We start from the raw sequence: 16,836 nt of genomic DNA, 5'->3' as shown, positions 1-16,836 counted from the left end.
GGTTTTTCATTTTGAGTTATGCACGGTGTTTCCTTCGGACTAAGGTTATTTGGTGAAAGTGTTTACATATGCATTGCGACGAACGTTACAGGAATATTCGGCCAAATTGTCTTTTTTTCATTTTTATGGATGATAGGGCTTGCATTACAAGCAGGGTACAGATAACATAGAGGAAGATATTAGGGTATGCGTTAGCTGTTCAACTATGGTAAGGAGGTCTGTCTATCCATGCTGTTTGCAGAAGCTGCCACGGCGAGTACATCGAATTTTAATGCATTTGATATTTTTGTCATCTTATTTACGATCCTGATTTTCATCGGAGTTGTTCGGCTTCTTCGGGCACCGAAGAAGAATCTGTTTGCGATCGGATTTGCAGTAGTCAGCCTACTGGTATTTCTGATGACAGACTATGCGATGATAACGGGTTGGTTTGCTCAGTAGGAATGCTGCTGAAGTGAATGGGATTTAAGCCAATAGTGCATGTTCAAAAAGATCGGTTTTCAGTACCGAGAAGATGGGATGAAGCTAGAAATGGAGTAGCGGAGCGTAGGGAGAACTACGTGAGCAACGGACATTTCGGCTGAATTCTATATTCGATGCTGATGATGCCACTAGGCATCCTTCGTAATCAAAAGCGGACTTTTTGAACAACCTCTAAAAGAGGTACAGACGAACACTTTCCATGGGAGACATGGAGGGTGTTTTTTTCATTTATACTGAAACGATTGAATAGGATTCTATCTTCTCTACTAAAATAGGACTTAAAACAATTGTATATCCAGATTCTGTATGATACATTGAGGGATACCGGAATTGCAGATGAGAGAAAAAGAGAATAGATTCAGCGATGAATCCGATGTCGAGTCGCGCAAGAAGGATGTATAGAGAGGGTCAGGTGAGAATATGAGCGTGTTGGGTAAAAAGGGGATAGCCATACTGATGGCTGCTGTACTCTCGATTAGTGTAGCGGCAACGGCCGGTGCAGCTGAATCCAAAGCGGCGATGCAAGCGAAAGTGGTAGACGGTCAAGTCTATGTGAACACCAAGGATCTGCTCAAGGCAGTTGGTGGAAGTGGACAATATGATGCCAAATCAGGAACGTACACGTACAAGGGAAGTGAAGCCATTCCCAAAGTGATCGAAAAGGTATCTCCTTCGGTCGTAGGCATTATTGGGAAATCTACCGAAGTGCAGGACGGTGCAACATCAGACGACCGTTATAATCTTGCACATGGTACAGGTGTCATTATCCGGTCCAATGGATGGATTGTAACGAATGCACATGTGGTCGACGGATTAACGAATCCGGTTGTCGTAACGACGGATGGCAATACATACAAAATTACGAAAATATACAGTGATGCACTCAGTGATCTGGCGCTAATCAAAATCAATGCCAAATCACTCAAACCGGCGAGCTTTGCCAAAGCTTCACAAACCACTGTTGGAGAAACAGTGATTGCCTTGGGTACGCCGATTTCCTTTTCTTTGCGCAACTCGGCAACGGTAGGGGTAATTAGCGGCTTGAATCGTGGTGTTGAGGCGACCTACCGGTTGATTCAGACCGACACGGCCATTAACCCTGGAAATAGCGGAGGACCGCTGGTTAACCTGAAGGGTGAAGTGGTTGGTATCAACTCGATGAAATTTTCTGCGGTCGGCGTAGAGAGTTTGGGGTTTTCGATTCCCGTGGATACCGTTCAATATATCATCGATCAGTTTTTTAAATATGGCAAAATAAAACGTGCAAGTCTGGGGCTGCAGCTGGAGGAAAGTTGGTCTGCGATTGTGGGCCTGCCTACAGATGATCCATTAACGATTACGGGCGTATTGTCTCCAGAAGCCAAGAAAGCCAAAATCAAAGAGGGCGATGTCCTTTACAGTGTCGCGGGCACACGTGTCTCTTCAGTAGTGGATATCAATGAGTTGCTCAAAAAGTATCTGCCTGGGCAAAAGGTAAAGCTGTTGATGCAATCGGATGGCGATATCGTCACCCGTACGTTGGTGCTTGCTGATCGCGCAGACATCGTAGACGAGGAAGATGAGGCGTTCCTTGCAGATGAAGAACAATAAAGCCCGGCGATCAGCCCGGATGGAGAGAGGACGAAAGAACGGAATGAAAAAGTCATGGATACGTGTGCTAAGCACAGGTGTATTAACCGGGATGCTGACCATTGGCGCGGCACTGCCTGTATGGGCATCTGATCTGACGACAAGTGAACTGCGTGTCAAAGCGGGTAGCACGAGCGCCTACATTAACGGCGATAAGCAGGCCATAGCCAAACCTTACAAGTTCAAGGGTGTAACGATGGTACCTGTCGGTGTATTCAAGAAAGCATTTGGCAGTGAAATCCGGCTGGAGAAAAATGATGTTGTCAAAATCAAGGAAGGCCCGCACACTGTGACTCTAACGATTGGCAGTTCAATTGCCTGGGTGGATGGTGTAAAACATGAGATGGGTATCGCTCCCAAGATGGTGAATGGCGTACTTATGGTTCCACTTCGTCCGGTTGCTGCCGGTATTGGGGCGACGCTAGCTCCAACCAGCTCCGGAGAAATGGTCATTCGTCTGTTGCAAACCGATGATTCGGTGGATGATGAGGATGGCATTCATCCGGATGAAGGCAAAACCAGAATCGGCAACAGTTTTTACGGTTGGTCCATTAACTACCCGGCAGACCTTATAGTTTTCCAGACCGGTGAGCAGGAGCGCATGATGACTTTTGGCGCTGCGGACAACAGTTATTATCTTGAAGTGTATGTCAGCGATCAGGATGTGGCTCTGGATGCGGATGATTTGTTGCAGCAACTCGTCCAGGAGGCCAAACAATCGGGAGATACGGTGCTGGATCGTCAAGCGGTGTCGAAAGGCAAAACACCTTATGCACGGATTATCGTGAAGGATGTAGACGGCATGTTATGGGAGATGCGTCAGTATCTGAGCGAAGGCCGTCAATATGATGTGTACCTCGCAGATTACGAAGCCCTGAATTATAAAGATCTAGGCAAACGTGCAGCGCTACTCAATTCATTCCAGCCAACCTATGCAGAGTCGGATCGAACGATTAAGGATCTGTCCACCGTAGATAATGGCATGCGCTCCGCGTGGAACGATGACTATGGTATTGAATTGAAGATTCCAGCCGGCTGGTCGATGGATAACAATCAGATGATCTATGAAGCCAAGGATGGTGCGTATCTGCAATGGCGTGTCACTTCGGCGAAGGCAGGTACAACGGTAAAAGACTGGAGCGGCCAACTGGATAAGTGGATGCGCGAGACATTTACACCAGAGAGTTACGAGCCAATTGGTTCATATACGATGGATATCTCGGGAGAAACTGCTGAGGTGAATGAATTCCGTTATAACTTTGGCGGGGGCTGGCAGACCGAGTTCGATGTTCTTTTGCAGAAGAATGGGTATCGGTATTATGCAGAGTATACGTTCCCTGAGGAGCAAAGTGCAGATCGGGCATGGTTTGAACGGATTATGAAGAGTGTGGAGATTGATTTTGATACGGTTGCCGATAATTTCGGTCAGCTGGATGAAGATCCTTATTTGACAGACAAAACGAAGACACTTACACGTACGTCCAAACGTTATAAATACAGTGTAGATATTCCGCGTTACTGGACGCCGTATAGTGATCGATTCGAATATTCACCTGTGGTGTACACCTTTACTGGCGGAGAATTCTCCATTGCGGCGAGCGAAGACAAGTCGATCGAGATGACGGTCAGCCAATTGAGAGAAGCCTATGCCGAAGCCACCAAAACCCGTAAGAACTTCAAGTTGCTTGGCAGTGAAGAGCTGACGTTTGCGGGTGTGCCTGCATTTTCCTTTACGTATCATGAGCTGGACAAAGGCGTGCCATATGCGGGTCGTCAGATCGTGTTTGAAAAGGACGGAACAACCTATACCATCACAAGTGGGCTGAATGATGCCAACAAGACAGAAGTTCAGGCGGCAGCCTTGGAAAAAGCAGTGAACTCATTTACTTTTATTAAATAATTGTAGTGGAGCCGGAGGGTCAAAAGACCTTTCGGCTTATTTGTTTTCTGTATAAGATAAATTAAATATTTACACTGGAACGAAGAGTGCAGAACCGATCTGAAGAAGCGAAGCGTGCGCGTTTATCACCAGATTTTTCCCCTTTAGAAAAGGAAATAAAAAAATCTGGGGGTAACAGCGATCGGAAGATGGTACTGCAATCGAAGTGTCTAGTGTAAATCTTAATGGAAATGAAAATGGTAAACGGTTTTTTCAGGAAAACGTAGAAGAGTCGGTGCAGAAGTGGTACACTATACTAGTTCAGGAGTTATGACTACTGATCTGATTAATAGGAATGACTGTAAGCTTGGAGTTCAGGCAATACAGTCATAATAGATAGATATTGTAATACCGTGACAATGCAGGTGTACCCGATAAGGTGCAGTCTTAGGCTTAGTATGTTCAGGCGTTTAAGGATATAGGGATGAAATCCGGCGGATAGCCGGTTATGGGGAGGATCTACATGAAAACAGCAACAATACGAAGAGAAGACGTTGAACTTCTGGCACCGGCTGGTGACTGGGATTGTATGCGTTCGGCGGTAGCTAATGGCGCAGATGCAATTTTCTTCGGAGTCGAAAAGTTTAATGCACGGGCACGAGCGAACAATTTCCGTATGGACGAGCTGCCGGAGATAATGGCGTTTTTGCACAGTTATGGCGTAAAAGGGTTCTTGACCTTTAATATATTGATTTTTGAAAATGAATTGACGGATGCAAAAGAACTAATTGATGCATGTGTTGATGCAGGTGTGGACGCTGTAATTGTTCAGGATTTGGGTCTGGTGAAGATGATCCGCGAGATCTCGCCGGATTTCCCGATTCACGGTTCAACACAGATGACAATTACGTCCCCGGAAGCGGTCGAGTTTACGAAGCCGTTTGATATGGAACGTGTCGTTCTGGGACGGGAGAACAACCTGAAGCAGATCCAGAAGATCGGTGAGCAGGCAAAACTTCCAATGGAAGTATTTGTTCATGGTGCGCTGTGTGTATCCTACTCGGGGCAGTGTCTTACTTCCGAAATGTGGGGAGGACGTTCGGCGAACCGCGGGGAGTGCGCACAAGCTTGTCGTCTTCCATATGACTTGATGGTGGATGGGGTGCACAAACCGATGGGTGATGTAGCCTATCTGTTGTCTCCGAAAGATCTGGCAGCGATTGACCTGATGCCGGAACTGATCGAAGCAGGAGTAACTTCTTTCAAAATTGAAGGACGTCTCAAAACGCCGGAATACGTAGCAAACGTAGTAAGCAAATATCGTAAAGCGATTGACCGTTATTTTGATGGAGATAACACACCGCCAAGCAAGGAAGAAGTTCGCGAATTGCAGCAAAGCTTCTCCCGTGGATTCACACATGGTTTCCTGAGCGGTACAAACAACAAAGAACTGGTGGATGGAACGTTCCCGAAAAGCCGTGGTGTCTACCTCGGTCGTGTAGATCAAGTGTTGCGCGATGGTGTGGTCCTGAAACTGGATGCACCTGTGAAACGTGGAGACGGAATTGTATTTGACGCCGGAGACCCGACTCAGAAGGAAGAAGGCGGACGGGTATACGATGTGCGTCGCAAAGGTGTAAAACTCGAAGGCGAAGCCGAAGAGGGATGGATCGTTGACGTTGTGCCAGGCCGCAGTGACGTAGATCTGCGCCGCGTGAAAGTTGGCGACAAAGTGTGGAAAACGAATGACCCGGCGCTGGACAAACGTCTGCGTCAAAGCTTCGAGACCGAGAAGCCGTACCGTGTATTCCCAGTGAAGGTGAAGGTCATCGGCAGCCCGGGGCAGCCGCTTAGCACATGGTGGACAGACGTGCAGAAAGGCACGACCGTCCGTATTGATTCCGAGATGGAACTGGACATCGCCCAGAAGCGTCCAATGACACATGAATTGCTCGAAGAGCAGTTCGGTCGTCTGGGAGGCACTGTGTTCCAGTTGGAAGGAATGGACGTCAATCTGCACGGTGACGTTATCATCCCGATGCGTGAGTTGAATAACATTCGTCGTCAGGCGGTAGAACAACTCGCGGGCGAGCGTCCTAAACCGCCCGTCTACGTGAAACGCGCGGTAGATGTGTACGGCGATTCGGTTAAACCGGCATCACCAGTCGCTCGTGGTCAAGCAGAACTGACCGCACTCTGCCGTAGCCTGCCACAAGTGGAGGCAGCGATTGAAGCAGGAATCGGTATGATCTATGCCGACTTCGAGTTTATCAAACAGTTCCCGGCAGCCGTGGAAGCTGTGCATGCCGCTGGTCGCAAGATCGCGCTGGCAACACCGCGTATTCACATGCCTGGGGAGAACGGATATCACAACAACATCTTGCGTCTGAAGCCGGATGCGGTATTGGTACGTAATACAGGCGCACTGTACTTCTACCTGCGTCACCGGATGGAAAACCCGGATGCGAAGCACCCGGAATTGATCGGCGACTTCTCATTGAACATCGCCAATCACAAAGCAGTAGAATTGTTCCTGGAAGCCGGATGTGACTGGATTACGCCATCCTATGACCTGAACATTCAACAAATGGTTGATTTGCTGGGTCACTCCCGTACAAGTCAGACCGAAGTGGTTATCCATCAGCATCTGCCGATGTTCCACACCGAGCACTGTGTGTATTGTACGTTCATGAGTGAGGGTACGGACTTCACGAACTGTGGCCGTCCTTGTGAGGAACAGCGTGCATCACTGCAAGACCGGATTGGCATGTCCCACCCGGTACGTGTGGATGAAGGTTGCCGTAATACCGTGTACAATGCAGTGGAACAGTCAGGTGCCGAGTATCTGACCAACTTTATGGATCTGGGTGTATCCCGTTACCGTGTGGAATTCCTGGAAGAGACACCGGAGCAGGTACGCGAAGTTATCGATCTGTACAACCGCGCACTGCGCGGCGAGATCAGTGGTACACAAGTTTGGAAAACACTCAAAGCAACAAACCAACTGGGAGTTACACGTGGTCAATTGGTGAAATAAACAGATTGTATGTTACATCAACATTTACAATCAAGCATGAAGCAACCCCAATCTCTGCTTTACGGAGCTCTTGGGGTTTTTTTACATCATGATACAGGAGGCGAAGAAGCGTGGCGCCATTCACAATTATGGATATCAAATTGCTGTGCGGGGTCACGGCATTCAAGCGCGGAGAAGATTATAACCAATCTGGCAGGGTGACCAATCTGGTGGTCGGTGAGGACAAGCTTCATTATGAAGCTCAGGTACGTGGATCGGAGCGCTATCAGGTGACCGTGGATATAGATGGAACGCGTGAGGTTGTAGCAGGCTGCAGTTGTCCGGGTGATGGCAGGCATTATGACTATTGCAAACATGTCGCTGCTGTCCTGTTGGCTATTCACGAATGGGGTGAGCAGCAGGAGCGTAATGCCACGATTGCCTCTGGAAAACCCCTTCAACCTGCTACAGGCCAAGGAGCCAATACCAGTTCCAGCTCAGGTTCCAAGTCCATAGTTGGGACGTTGGTCGAAGAGAGCATGTGGGAGCGACCACAGTCTGCTTCACAACGAGAGCAACTGAATGATGCTCCAGAGCGTCCGCCCGTTCACTTTGCCCAAGCAGGTCGTCCAAGCTCAGCTTCGGGGTGGGGCCGCTCGGCAGATAAACCTTCTTACCGTACGGCGGATCAGATTCTGTCCATGTTTGCCAAGGATCGGAGACCGCTGCATGGAAATGATCGTAAATACACTGCCCCTGTCAGCCGTTCCTCCCTGCGGGAAGAATTGCAGGTTCAGTTTATATGTAAGCTGATACAGGTTCACAAGGGTGGTGGGAAACTTGCTCTTGAATTGAAAGTGGGTAACAAACGTCTGTATGTGGTGCAGAAAGTGAAGCAATTCCTGAACTGTATCGAGAAGGGCGAGCCCATGTCATTTACCAAACTGTTCCACTATGATCCATTGATGCATGTTTTCACTCCGCAGGATCAGGCCATTCTCTCGATGCTTATTCGAATGAGACAGAGTGAGGAGGCCTATCGCCAATCCATCTCCGGTTATCTGGGAGCTTCGGACGGACGGGATATACTGATTGCTCCGCTCGTATGGAAGCCATTGCTGGAATTACTACTACAGGCCGACAGCCGGATGGAGGGCACGGGATTTGCCAATGGACCACTCACACTGGGTGAGGGGGTACTTCCTTTATTTTACCGGATCGCCCAGGGAGTGAATGAAGGATATCAGCTTGAAATTTCCGGACTGCGTGAGCTGATTCTTCTCCCTGCTTATGATGCCGCTGTGGTGGAAGGGCAGTTGCACATGTTGGAGCCGATGCAGATGCGAAGTCTGGAGGACTTGAGTGGGGCGCTCACGTCGTATGGAATCAAGGAAAGCATCGATATTTCGACTCAGCAGGTGGATGAATTCGTACAGCATGTCGTGCCAGAACTGCGTACGCTTGGACATCTGTCCATTGATTCACAGGTGCGTGAACAGATCGCGGAACCGGAACTTTCACCGAAGCTGTACATCGACTTCTATCGTGAACGTATTACAGCGCGTCTGGAATTCGACTATGAGGTCATGGTTATTAATCCACTTGCAGAGTATTTAATAGATGAAGAAGAGAAAAAGGTTATTTTGGTGCGTGATCGATACAAAGAACGGAATCTCATTGAACGGCTCGATCGTTCTTTCCTGGAACGTGATGGTAGTGTCTGGGCGAGCGAACGGGAAGATGCCATCTATGATGTTATGTATCATCTGTTGCCTGAGCTTGAAAAACAGGTAGACATCTATATGCCAAACGCCGTGAAGGCCATGGTGCAATCCTATCCAACACCGCCGAAAGTACGAGCAGATTTGGGGAGAGGACTGGACTGGCTTGAGATTTCATTCGAGATGGAAGGTGTGGACGAGCAGGAGCTTCAAGAACTCATGCGTCGCATTGTGGAAAAGAAACCGTATTTCCGTCTCAAGAGCGGTATCTTTCTGTCGCTTGAAAATGAAGGTGCAGACAGTTTCGCTCATATGGCCGATTCACTGGGACTTGGAGCAGATGACATCAAGAGCAGCCATATCCGGCTGCCAGCTGTTCGGGCGTTACAATTGCCAGGCAGGGATGAAGTTTCCGGTCATGTGAAGTGGGGAGGCTCCCTGAAACGTTTCCTTGATGATCTGCGAGATCCCGAACGGATGGATTTTGCATTGCCAGAGACACTGACCCCCATCCTGCGGGATTATCAGAACAGTGGATACCAGTGGCTGCGTACCCTCGCTTATTATCGTTTTGGCGGCATTCTGGCGGATGATATGGGACTTGGCAAAACGTTGCAAAGTATCGCCTATATCACAGCGGTTCTTCAGGAGAAGCCCGACTACAATATGGACAATACGGGCGTTGATAAATACCGGGAGAGCGGATCATTACGGGGCGGTGAAACGTTGGCGACTTCCAACATTGATTCCGAAACTGGGCTCCCATTGGATAAGATGGATTCAGAGAATACGGATGGCCTATGGTCCACGATGCAGCAGGATGGACTGACAATCCGAACGAGGGTCATTCATCCCCCGGTACTTGTCGTGGCGCCTGCCTCGCTAACCTATAACTGGGCTAATGAGTTTGCACGGTTTGCCCCGCATCTGAAAGTCCTGATCGCAGCCGGTCAGAAAGAAGAGCGAGCCAATATGCTTTCTGGAATGGATGAGGCAGATGTGATTGTGACGTCGTATCCTCTGTTGAGACGGGATTTGGATACCTACCTGGGCCGAACCTTTCATACGCTCATTCTGGATGAAGCTCAGGCAATTAAAAATGCTTCTTCTCAGACCGCGCAGGCAGTCAAACAGATTCAAGCTCCGCGTCGTTTTGCACTCACAGGAACGCCTGTAGAGAACTCACTGGATGAATTGTGGTCCATTTTTGAAGCGGTATTCCCTGGATTGTTTCCAAGTTACAGAAGATTCCGCGACCTTCCTCCGGAACGGATCTCGCGGATGGTCCGTCCGTTTATTCTGCGCCGTCTGAAGAAGGATGTGTTGGAAGAATTGCCTGATCGAATTGAAACGGTACAGCGGTCAGAGCTTACGGTTGAACAGAAGAAACTGTACGCCGCATACCTTTCCCAGCTTCAGGATGAAGCATCGAAGGACATGGAGGATAACGGATTCCAGAAGAATCGCATCAAAATTTTGGCTGGCATCACGCGCTTGCGTCAGTTGTGTTGTCATCCGGCCCTCTTTGTGGAAGGATATCAAGGAGATTCCGGGAAAATGGAACAGTTGCTAGAAACGGTCGAGGATTGTTTGGCTTCAGGGAAACGAATTCTCATCTTCTCCCAATTTGCGAGCATGTTGAACTTGATTCGTCAGACCCTTGCGGCACAGGGAAGGAATCTGTTCTACCTCGATGGTCAGACACCTGCACAGAGCCGGGTTGAGATGTGCCACAGATTTAATGAGGGCGAAGCTGAACTGTTCTTAATCTCCCTGAAAGCTGGAGGTACCGGATTAAACTTAACAGGGGCAGATACCGTTATATTATATGATCTGTGGTGGAATCCTGCCGTGGAAGAACAGGCCATTGGGCGAGCCCATCGCATGGGACAGAAACAAGTCGTGCAAGTTATCCGTCTGGTTACCGAAGGTACGATCGAAGAGAAGATTTTGGAACTCCAGCAGCGGAAGAAGGACTTGATTGCCGAAGTTATCGAACCGGGAGACGGAATATCGACGACCTTATCCGAACAGGATATCCGCGAATTGTTGATGGTATAATGGAGTCCAAGCATCGTAGCAATAAGAATCATTAAATATATGAATCTATACAAGTTGAACTAATCATTTACACGAGAAACGTAGAGGACAAAAAAAAGCTGGAGAAGCGTAGCGTTCGCCTTTATCACCAGATTTCACCTTTGTAAAAGTGAATTAAAAAATCTGGGGATAACAGCGATCGGAAGGTTGTTCTGTCATCGTAGTGTCAGTGTAAATAATCTTTAGTTCAACTTGTTTAGCAAAAGGAGTGGGTTCGTGTGCGTATTCGCAAAGCGATTATTCCAGCCGCAGGGCTGGGTACCCGGTTTCTGCCTGCCACCAAGGCGATGCCTAAGGAAATGCTGCCCATCGTGGACAAGCCAACGATCCAGTACATTATTGAAGAAGCCGTAGCTTCAGGCATTGAAGATATCATTATTGTGACAGGTAAAGGGAAGCGCGCCATTGAAGATCACTTCGACTACTCTTTTGAGCTGGAGCAGAATCTGGCGGATAAACAGAAGTGGGACTTGCTTAACGAAGTACGCAAACCCTCCGAGATGGCAGATATCCATTATATCCGTCAAAAGGAACCGAAGGGACTTGGTCACGCCATTTGGTGTGCCCGCAAGTTTATCGGCAACGAGCCTTTTGCCGTCCTGTTAGGGGATGATATTGTGGAAGCGGAACATCCCTGCCTGAAGCAGATGATCGATGTCTACGATGAACTGCAATCTCCGATTGTTGGTGTACAGCCTGTTGATTGGAGCGAGGTATCCCGCTATGGGATAGTGGACGGAGAGTTGCTGACCCCTACCGATGATCGTGTCTTTCGGGCCCGCCGCTTAATTGAGAAACCAAAGACCGAAGATTCCCCTTCGAACCTTGCTATTATGGGACGTTATATTCTTACACCGGATATCTTTGAGATACTAGGTCAACAATCTGCTGGTGTCGGGGGAGAAATTCAGCTTACGGATGCCTTGTCCCGATTGAATGAACAGCGGCAGATTCTCGCATATCACTTTGATGGATTGCGTCATGATGTTGGTGAGAAGTTGGGCTTTATTGAGACATCGATTCACTACGCATTGCAACGCCCGGATCTACGGAAAGATCTCTTGAAGTATTTGGAACAGGTCGTAAAGAATCAATAAATGGTTTTCCGCATGCCCTTGAAGTCCAGCCGAAGAATGATATCGCGGCTGGGCTTTAATTTATTTTATGGAAGAGTAAATATGAGGGTTATACAGGCCAATGAACAAACACATACCCGACACTGTACATATACATAGTCAATATGAAGAAATGATGTCAACAGCAAAACGGAGGGATGTCATGAAGGTACTTCCGCTGTTTATGGATGGTGCTGCCATATTGGAACCCAAGGTTTATGGTGATCACCGTGGATATTTTATGGAGAGTTATAATGAGCAGGTTCTGCATGAACAGGGGATACAGCACGTCTTTATTCAGGACAATCAATCCTTGTCGGCTGAAGCAGGTGTTCTGCGTGGGCTTCATTATCAACTTCAGCCCAAAGCACAGACTAAATTGGTGAGGGTTATATCTGGGGCTATATATGATGTGATTGTGGATGTCCGCACCTCATCCCCTACTTTTGGCCGATGGAAAAGTGTCATTCTAAGTGAGTACAACCAGCGGCAACTGCTTGTTCCTCAAGGATTTGCTCATGGATTCTGTACCTTGGTGCCTAATTCCCGGGTAACTTATAAGGTAGATGCCTATTATTCACCTGAACATGATCGTGGAATTCTGTGGAACGATCCGGCGCTCGCCATTGATTGGCCTGTGACGAAACCTATATTATCGGAGAAGGATCAGAAGCATCCTTTACTGAAAGATGCTGAACTGAATTTCGACTAATTAATCAGACTTTTCAGATACTTCTGTATCTGGAGGCAGAGGGAGAGAGACAGCATGAAACTACTGGTTACAGGTGGGGCCGGATTTATCGGCAGCAACTTTGTGTTATATATGCTTCGTGAACATCCGAGTTATGAAATTATCAATGTGGATGCATTAACGTATGCAGGGAACTTGGAGAACTTGCATACGGTAGAGTCCAATCCCCGATATACCTTCATCAAGGCAGATATTGCAGATGTACAGCAGATGGAAGCTGTTTTTTCTCAAGGCATCGATGTGGTTGTGAATTTCGCTGCCGAGTCTCATGTGGATCGAAGTATTCTGTCCCCGGATATCTTTGTGCGTACCAATGTGATGGGGACTCAGGTTCTGCTGGATGCGGCAAAGAAGTATCAGGTCACCAAATTTGTTCAGGTATCGACGGATGAGGTATATGGATCATTGGGTGCAACAGGTTTATTTACTGAAGATACACCTCTGATGCCAAACAGTCCGTACTCTGCAAGTAAAGCTGGCGGGGATCTACTCGTAAGAGCTTATCACGAAACCTTTGGACTTCCTGTAAATATTACACGTTGCTCTAATAACTACGGGCCTTTTCAATTTCCAGAGAAACTGATTCCGCTGATTATATCCCGGGCATTAAATGATGAAGCCATTCCAGTATATGGTGACGGCCTCAATATTCGTGACTGGCTTTATGTCGAGGATCACTGTAGCGCGATTGATTTGGTGATTCATAATGGACAATCTGGAGAGGTATACAATATTGGTGGTAATAATGAACGTACTAATATTTACATTGTGGAGAGCGTATTGGAACAACTGGGTAAACCAGCGAGTTTGATTCAATATGTACAGGATCGATTGGGACATGACCGACGTTATGGTATAGATCCTACCAAGATACGTACAGAGCTCGGATGGCAACCTGCACACAATTTTGAGACAGGGATCAAGGAGACGATCGAGTGGTATCTGAAACATCAAGATTGGTGGACGAGAATTCAATCAGGCACATATCAGGACTATGTTCAGCTTCAGTACGGTAAGCGGATGGGTGATTCGTCCAAATGAACTATAGAGTTATGGTGACTGGCGCGGCAGGACAGCTGGGTTATGATGTGGTGAAGACCTTTCAAGCAGAGGGTCATCAGGTATTGGCCTGTGACAAAAACCAGATGGATATTACCGATCAACAGCAGTGCACAGATATGATTACAACCTTCCGGCCTCACATCATTATTCACTGCGCTGCTTACACGGCGGTCGATCAGGCTGAGGTAGATGAGGATACAGCATACGCAATTAATGCATCAGGTACTAGAAATATCGCGGTTGCCGCCGAGAAAGTGAAAGCAAAACTGGTATATATCAGTACCGATTATGTATTTGATGGGAGCGGGAGTACACCTTACCGCGAGTACGATGTAACGAATCCGCAGAGTGTATATGGCAAGTCGAAGCTTGCCGGGGAACGGCTGGTTCAAAGTTTTTGTACGCAATGGTTTATCATTCGAACATCATGGGTGTTTGGCATATATGGCAGTAATTTTGTCAAAACCATGCTGGCACTTATGGAGACGCGTCCACAACTGCAAGTTGTCCATGACCAACAAGGTTCGCCTACCTATACGGTCGATCTTGCCCGATTCATTCATATCCTTTCCTTAAGTGAAAAGTATGGCATCTATCATGCCTCCAATTCAGGGACTTGCACATGGTACGAGTTTGCAGAGGCAATAAAAGAAGAAGCCAATAAGCAGAGTGGGTTCGAGCCTGCAGCCGAACTTACGCCATGCACAACCGATCAGTTTCCGCGTCCAGCCCCTCGTCCTGCATACTCGGTGATGGATCATCTGGCGATTCGAACGAACGGTCTGGAACCTCTGAGACCTTGGCGTGAGGCACTGATTACGTTTTTGAAAGAGTTGAGTGTACAGCAAAAGGACTGAGCATGTGGAGGGTCTCTGCTTTATTCCCAAACTGCACCCACCATTTAACAGCCGCCTCCGGGCGGTTATTTTGTTTTACACCTCATCAATTCGGGTAGTTAGCTAACAAAAAGGTACTGAGGATGTGAATGTGATATGAAACGCATTGCCGCCGTGTTAATACTACTGATCGTTACCGTGGGCACACTCTTTTTCGCCTATGAAAGCGAGAGTGAGGAACAACGGGACGGATTTACAGCTTATAGATTAATCGCCCATGCGATGGGCAGCATTCGTGATCAACCATATACCAACGCTTATGAAGCGATGATTGCCAATTACGAGAAAGGCACACGTGTATTTGAAATCGACTTTATGTTAACATCGGATCGCAAAGCCGTAGCCAGACATGAATGGACCGCTAATATGAGCAAAATGCTAGGACAAGACGAAGAGCTTCCGGAGGATAAACAAGCCGGGGCACTGACACATGATGAATTTATGAATACGCCTATTTTAGGCATGTATCAACCCATGGATGCCGATGGCATTATAGATGTACTGGCCGAGTATCCGGATATGTATATCGTAACCGACACCAAGGAACAGAAGGATGAGGATATTCAGCAGGTGTTAAGATCCCTCGTGGATGCAGCCAAAGAACATGACCCATCCGTGCTGGACCGGGTGGTTGTACAGATCTATAACGAACCGATGCTCGAAACGGTGAAAGAAGTCTATGCATTCCCTTCCATTATCTATACGTTATATGCCACACAGGATACAGAAGCTCAGGTTGTTGATTTCGTGCAAAAAAGTGATATCGATGCCGTAACCATGCCGGAATATAAAGTAAACCAGAATTTCGTAGCCAATCTTAATAGTGCGGGTTCTGTCACCTACGTGCACACCATCAATGATACTGAACAAGTGGCTAACTATGAGAAGTGGGGCGTGTACGGGGTATACTCAGACGTGCTGACGGAGCAGGAACTGGATGAGATGAATACACGTTTTGCGTGGAAACCATAAAAAAATACTGCTTTCCTGTTCCCCTTTTTATACGAACATTGACACTCACTGTCTGCTGACTTAGACTTAGTTTACAAGCTTTCTAGGATGCAGAAGAACCTCTGGAGGAATGTTCGTTGATAGACATGATTAAGCAGTGGAGACATGTATTTAAGCTTGACCCAGACCGGGAAATTACGGACGAAGAACTCGATCTGGTCTGTATGTCGGGGACCGATGCAATTATCGTTGGCGGATCTTCGGGGATTACCTATGATAACACGGTAGACCTGATGTCCCGTGTGCGTCGTTATGAGTTGCCATGTGTGCTTGAAGTATCCGATCTGGAGGCTGTTGTTCCCGGGTTTGACGGATATTTGATCCCGATGGTCTTGAATGCAACGGACAGCAAATGGATGATTGGGCACCACCAGCAAGCGATAGAGCGTTATGGTTATCTCATCCCGTGGGATCTACTTATTGCCGAGGGTTATATTGTGCTCAATGCAAACTCCACGGTAGCTCGGTTGACTGGCGCAGATACGGATCTGACGACAGGAGCTGCGGTGGCATATGCCCAGGCTGCGGAGCGTCTACTCAATCTTCCAATTGTATACATGGAGTACAGCGGAACGTTCGGAGATATGGAGCTTGTTGGTGAGACACACAGACAATTGGAGCGGGCACACCTCATCTACGGCGGTGGAATTGATGATCCGGAGAAAGCCACGCAAGCTGCCCAGGTGGCAGATACCGTCGTGGTAGGTAATATTGTGTATAGCGATTTGAATAAGGCACTTGAGACGGTGTTGGCCGTGAAAGGAACGGTTTAATCGGTTTAGTTTACCAATCCCCCATTTTCCCCTTATGATCTGTTAAAATAGAACTTTGCCCTTACTAATTAAAGAAGTTATATGAGCGTAATGTATTTACACGAGAACGAAGTGGACAGAAGTGAGCTGGAGAAACGAAATGCTCGTTAAAAGCTTTCTGTAAGAAAGCTAAATCCTAAGCATACTTCTATTACCGGATTTTGTTCTTTTTTTACTAAGAAATTCGTATACAGGGACTATGTTTACACGAGAACGAAGAGGACAGAAATAAGCTGGAGAAGCGGAGCGTTCGCCTTTATTACCTGATTTTCACCTTTGAAAAGTAGATCGAAAAATCCGGGAATAACAGCGATCGGAAGATTATTCTGTCATCGTAGTGACGAGTGTAACCGATAGCTCA

General features: G+C 47.5%; 11 protein-coding genes. All 11 read left to right on the top strand.

All coding sequences use genetic code 11. The features are described from left to right. Positions 1-228: 228 nt before the first annotated feature. The gene (locus V6668_RS27090) at positions 229-441 is read left to right on the top strand and encodes a hypothetical protein (RefSeq protein WP_017692026.1); all 213 of its coding nucleotides are present in this window, start codon (positions 229-231) and stop codon (positions 439-441) included. A gap of 462 nt (positions 442-903) precedes the next feature. Further along, complete coding sequence (locus V6668_RS27085) at positions 904-2,073, top strand: S1C family serine protease (RefSeq protein ID WP_036667713.1); 1,170 nt, start codon at positions 904-906, stop codon at positions 2,071-2,073. Then, positions 2,060-4,012 (top strand): stalk domain-containing protein, encoded by a 1,953-nt coding sequence (locus V6668_RS27080; RefSeq protein WP_338707138.1) that lies wholly within the window; start codon positions 2,060-2,062, stop codon positions 4,010-4,012. The genes V6668_RS27085 and V6668_RS27080 overlap by 14 nt, the downstream gene beginning before the upstream one ends. Positions 4,013-4,514: 502 nt before the next feature. Continuing rightward, complete coding sequence (locus V6668_RS27075; RefSeq protein WP_017692029.1) at positions 4,515-7,028, top strand: U32 family peptidase; 2,514 nt, start codon at positions 4,515-4,517, stop codon at positions 7,026-7,028. Positions 7,029-7,138: 110 nt separating this feature from the next. Continuing rightward, complete coding sequence (locus V6668_RS27070; protein WP_076319175.1) at positions 7,139-10,789, top strand: DEAD/DEAH box helicase; 3,651 nt, start codon at positions 7,139-7,141, stop codon at positions 10,787-10,789. Positions 10,790-11,046: 257 nt separating this feature from the next. Beyond that, a complete protein-coding gene (galU, locus tag V6668_RS27065) occupies positions 11,047-11,925 on the top strand; it encodes a UTP--glucose-1-phosphate uridylyltransferase GalU (RefSeq protein WP_036667709.1) in 879 nt (292 codons plus the stop codon). 181 nt (positions 11,926-12,106) lie between these two features. Next, a complete protein-coding gene (gene rfbC, locus V6668_RS27060) occupies positions 12,107-12,655 on the top strand; it encodes a dTDP-4-dehydrorhamnose 3,5-epimerase (RefSeq protein WP_036667708.1) in 549 nt (182 codons plus the stop codon). Positions 12,656-12,709: 54 nt separating this feature from the next. Beyond that, positions 12,710-13,735, top strand: a complete 1,026-nt coding sequence (rfbB, locus tag V6668_RS27055) for a dTDP-glucose 4,6-dehydratase (protein WP_036667707.1) — start codon at positions 12,710-12,712, stop codon at positions 13,733-13,735. Beyond that, complete coding sequence (rfbD, locus tag V6668_RS27050; RefSeq protein WP_076319174.1) at positions 13,732-14,613, top strand: dTDP-4-dehydrorhamnose reductase; 882 nt, start codon at positions 13,732-13,734, stop codon at positions 14,611-14,613. Before rfbB ends, rfbD begins: the two co-directional genes overlap by 4 nt. A gap of 135 nt (positions 14,614-14,748) precedes the next feature. Then, the gene (locus tag V6668_RS27045; protein WP_076319173.1) at positions 14,749-15,624 is read left to right on the top strand and encodes a phosphatidylinositol-specific phospholipase C/glycerophosphodiester phosphodiesterase family protein; all 876 of its coding nucleotides are present in this window, start codon (positions 14,749-14,751) and stop codon (positions 15,622-15,624) included. A gap of 116 nt (positions 15,625-15,740) precedes the next feature. Then, positions 15,741-16,436 (top strand): heptaprenylglyceryl phosphate synthase, encoded by a 696-nt coding sequence (locus tag V6668_RS27040; RefSeq protein ID WP_338707137.1) that lies wholly within the window; start codon positions 15,741-15,743, stop codon positions 16,434-16,436. Positions 16,437-16,836: the final 400 nt, after the last annotated feature.

Source organism: Paenibacillus amylolyticus (genome assembly GCF_036894225.1).
Classification (GTDB): domain Bacteria; phylum Bacillota; class Bacilli; order Paenibacillales; family Paenibacillaceae; genus Paenibacillus; species Paenibacillus amylolyticus.
Note: the sequence above shows the minus strand (reverse complement) of the source record. Positions and strands in the feature narration are given on the sequence as shown.

Coding starts and splice junctions, on each gene's coding strand:
- V6668_RS27080 (WP_338707138.1), top strand. CDS start 2,060: ATGAAGAACAATAAAGCCCGGCGATCAGCCCGGATGGAGAGAGGACGA.
- rfbC (WP_036667708.1), top strand. CDS start 12,107: ATGAAGGTACTTCCGCTGTTTATGGATGGTGCTGCCATATTGGAACCC.
- rfbB (WP_036667707.1), top strand. CDS start 12,710: ATGAAACTACTGGTTACAGGTGGGGCCGGATTTATCGGCAGCAACTTT.
- V6668_RS27045 (WP_076319173.1), top strand. CDS start 14,749: ATGAAACGCATTGCCGCCGTGTTAATACTACTGATCGTTACCGTGGGC.
- V6668_RS27085 (WP_036667713.1), top strand. CDS start 904: ATGAGCGTGTTGGGTAAAAAGGGGATAGCCATACTGATGGCTGCTGTA.
- V6668_RS27090 (WP_017692026.1), top strand. CDS start 229: ATGCTGTTTGCAGAAGCTGCCACGGCGAGTACATCGAATTTTAATGCA.
- V6668_RS27075 (WP_017692029.1), top strand. CDS start 4,515: ATGAAAACAGCAACAATACGAAGAGAAGACGTTGAACTTCTGGCACCG.
- rfbD (WP_076319174.1), top strand. CDS start 13,732: ATGAACTATAGAGTTATGGTGACTGGCGCGGCAGGACAGCTGGGTTAT.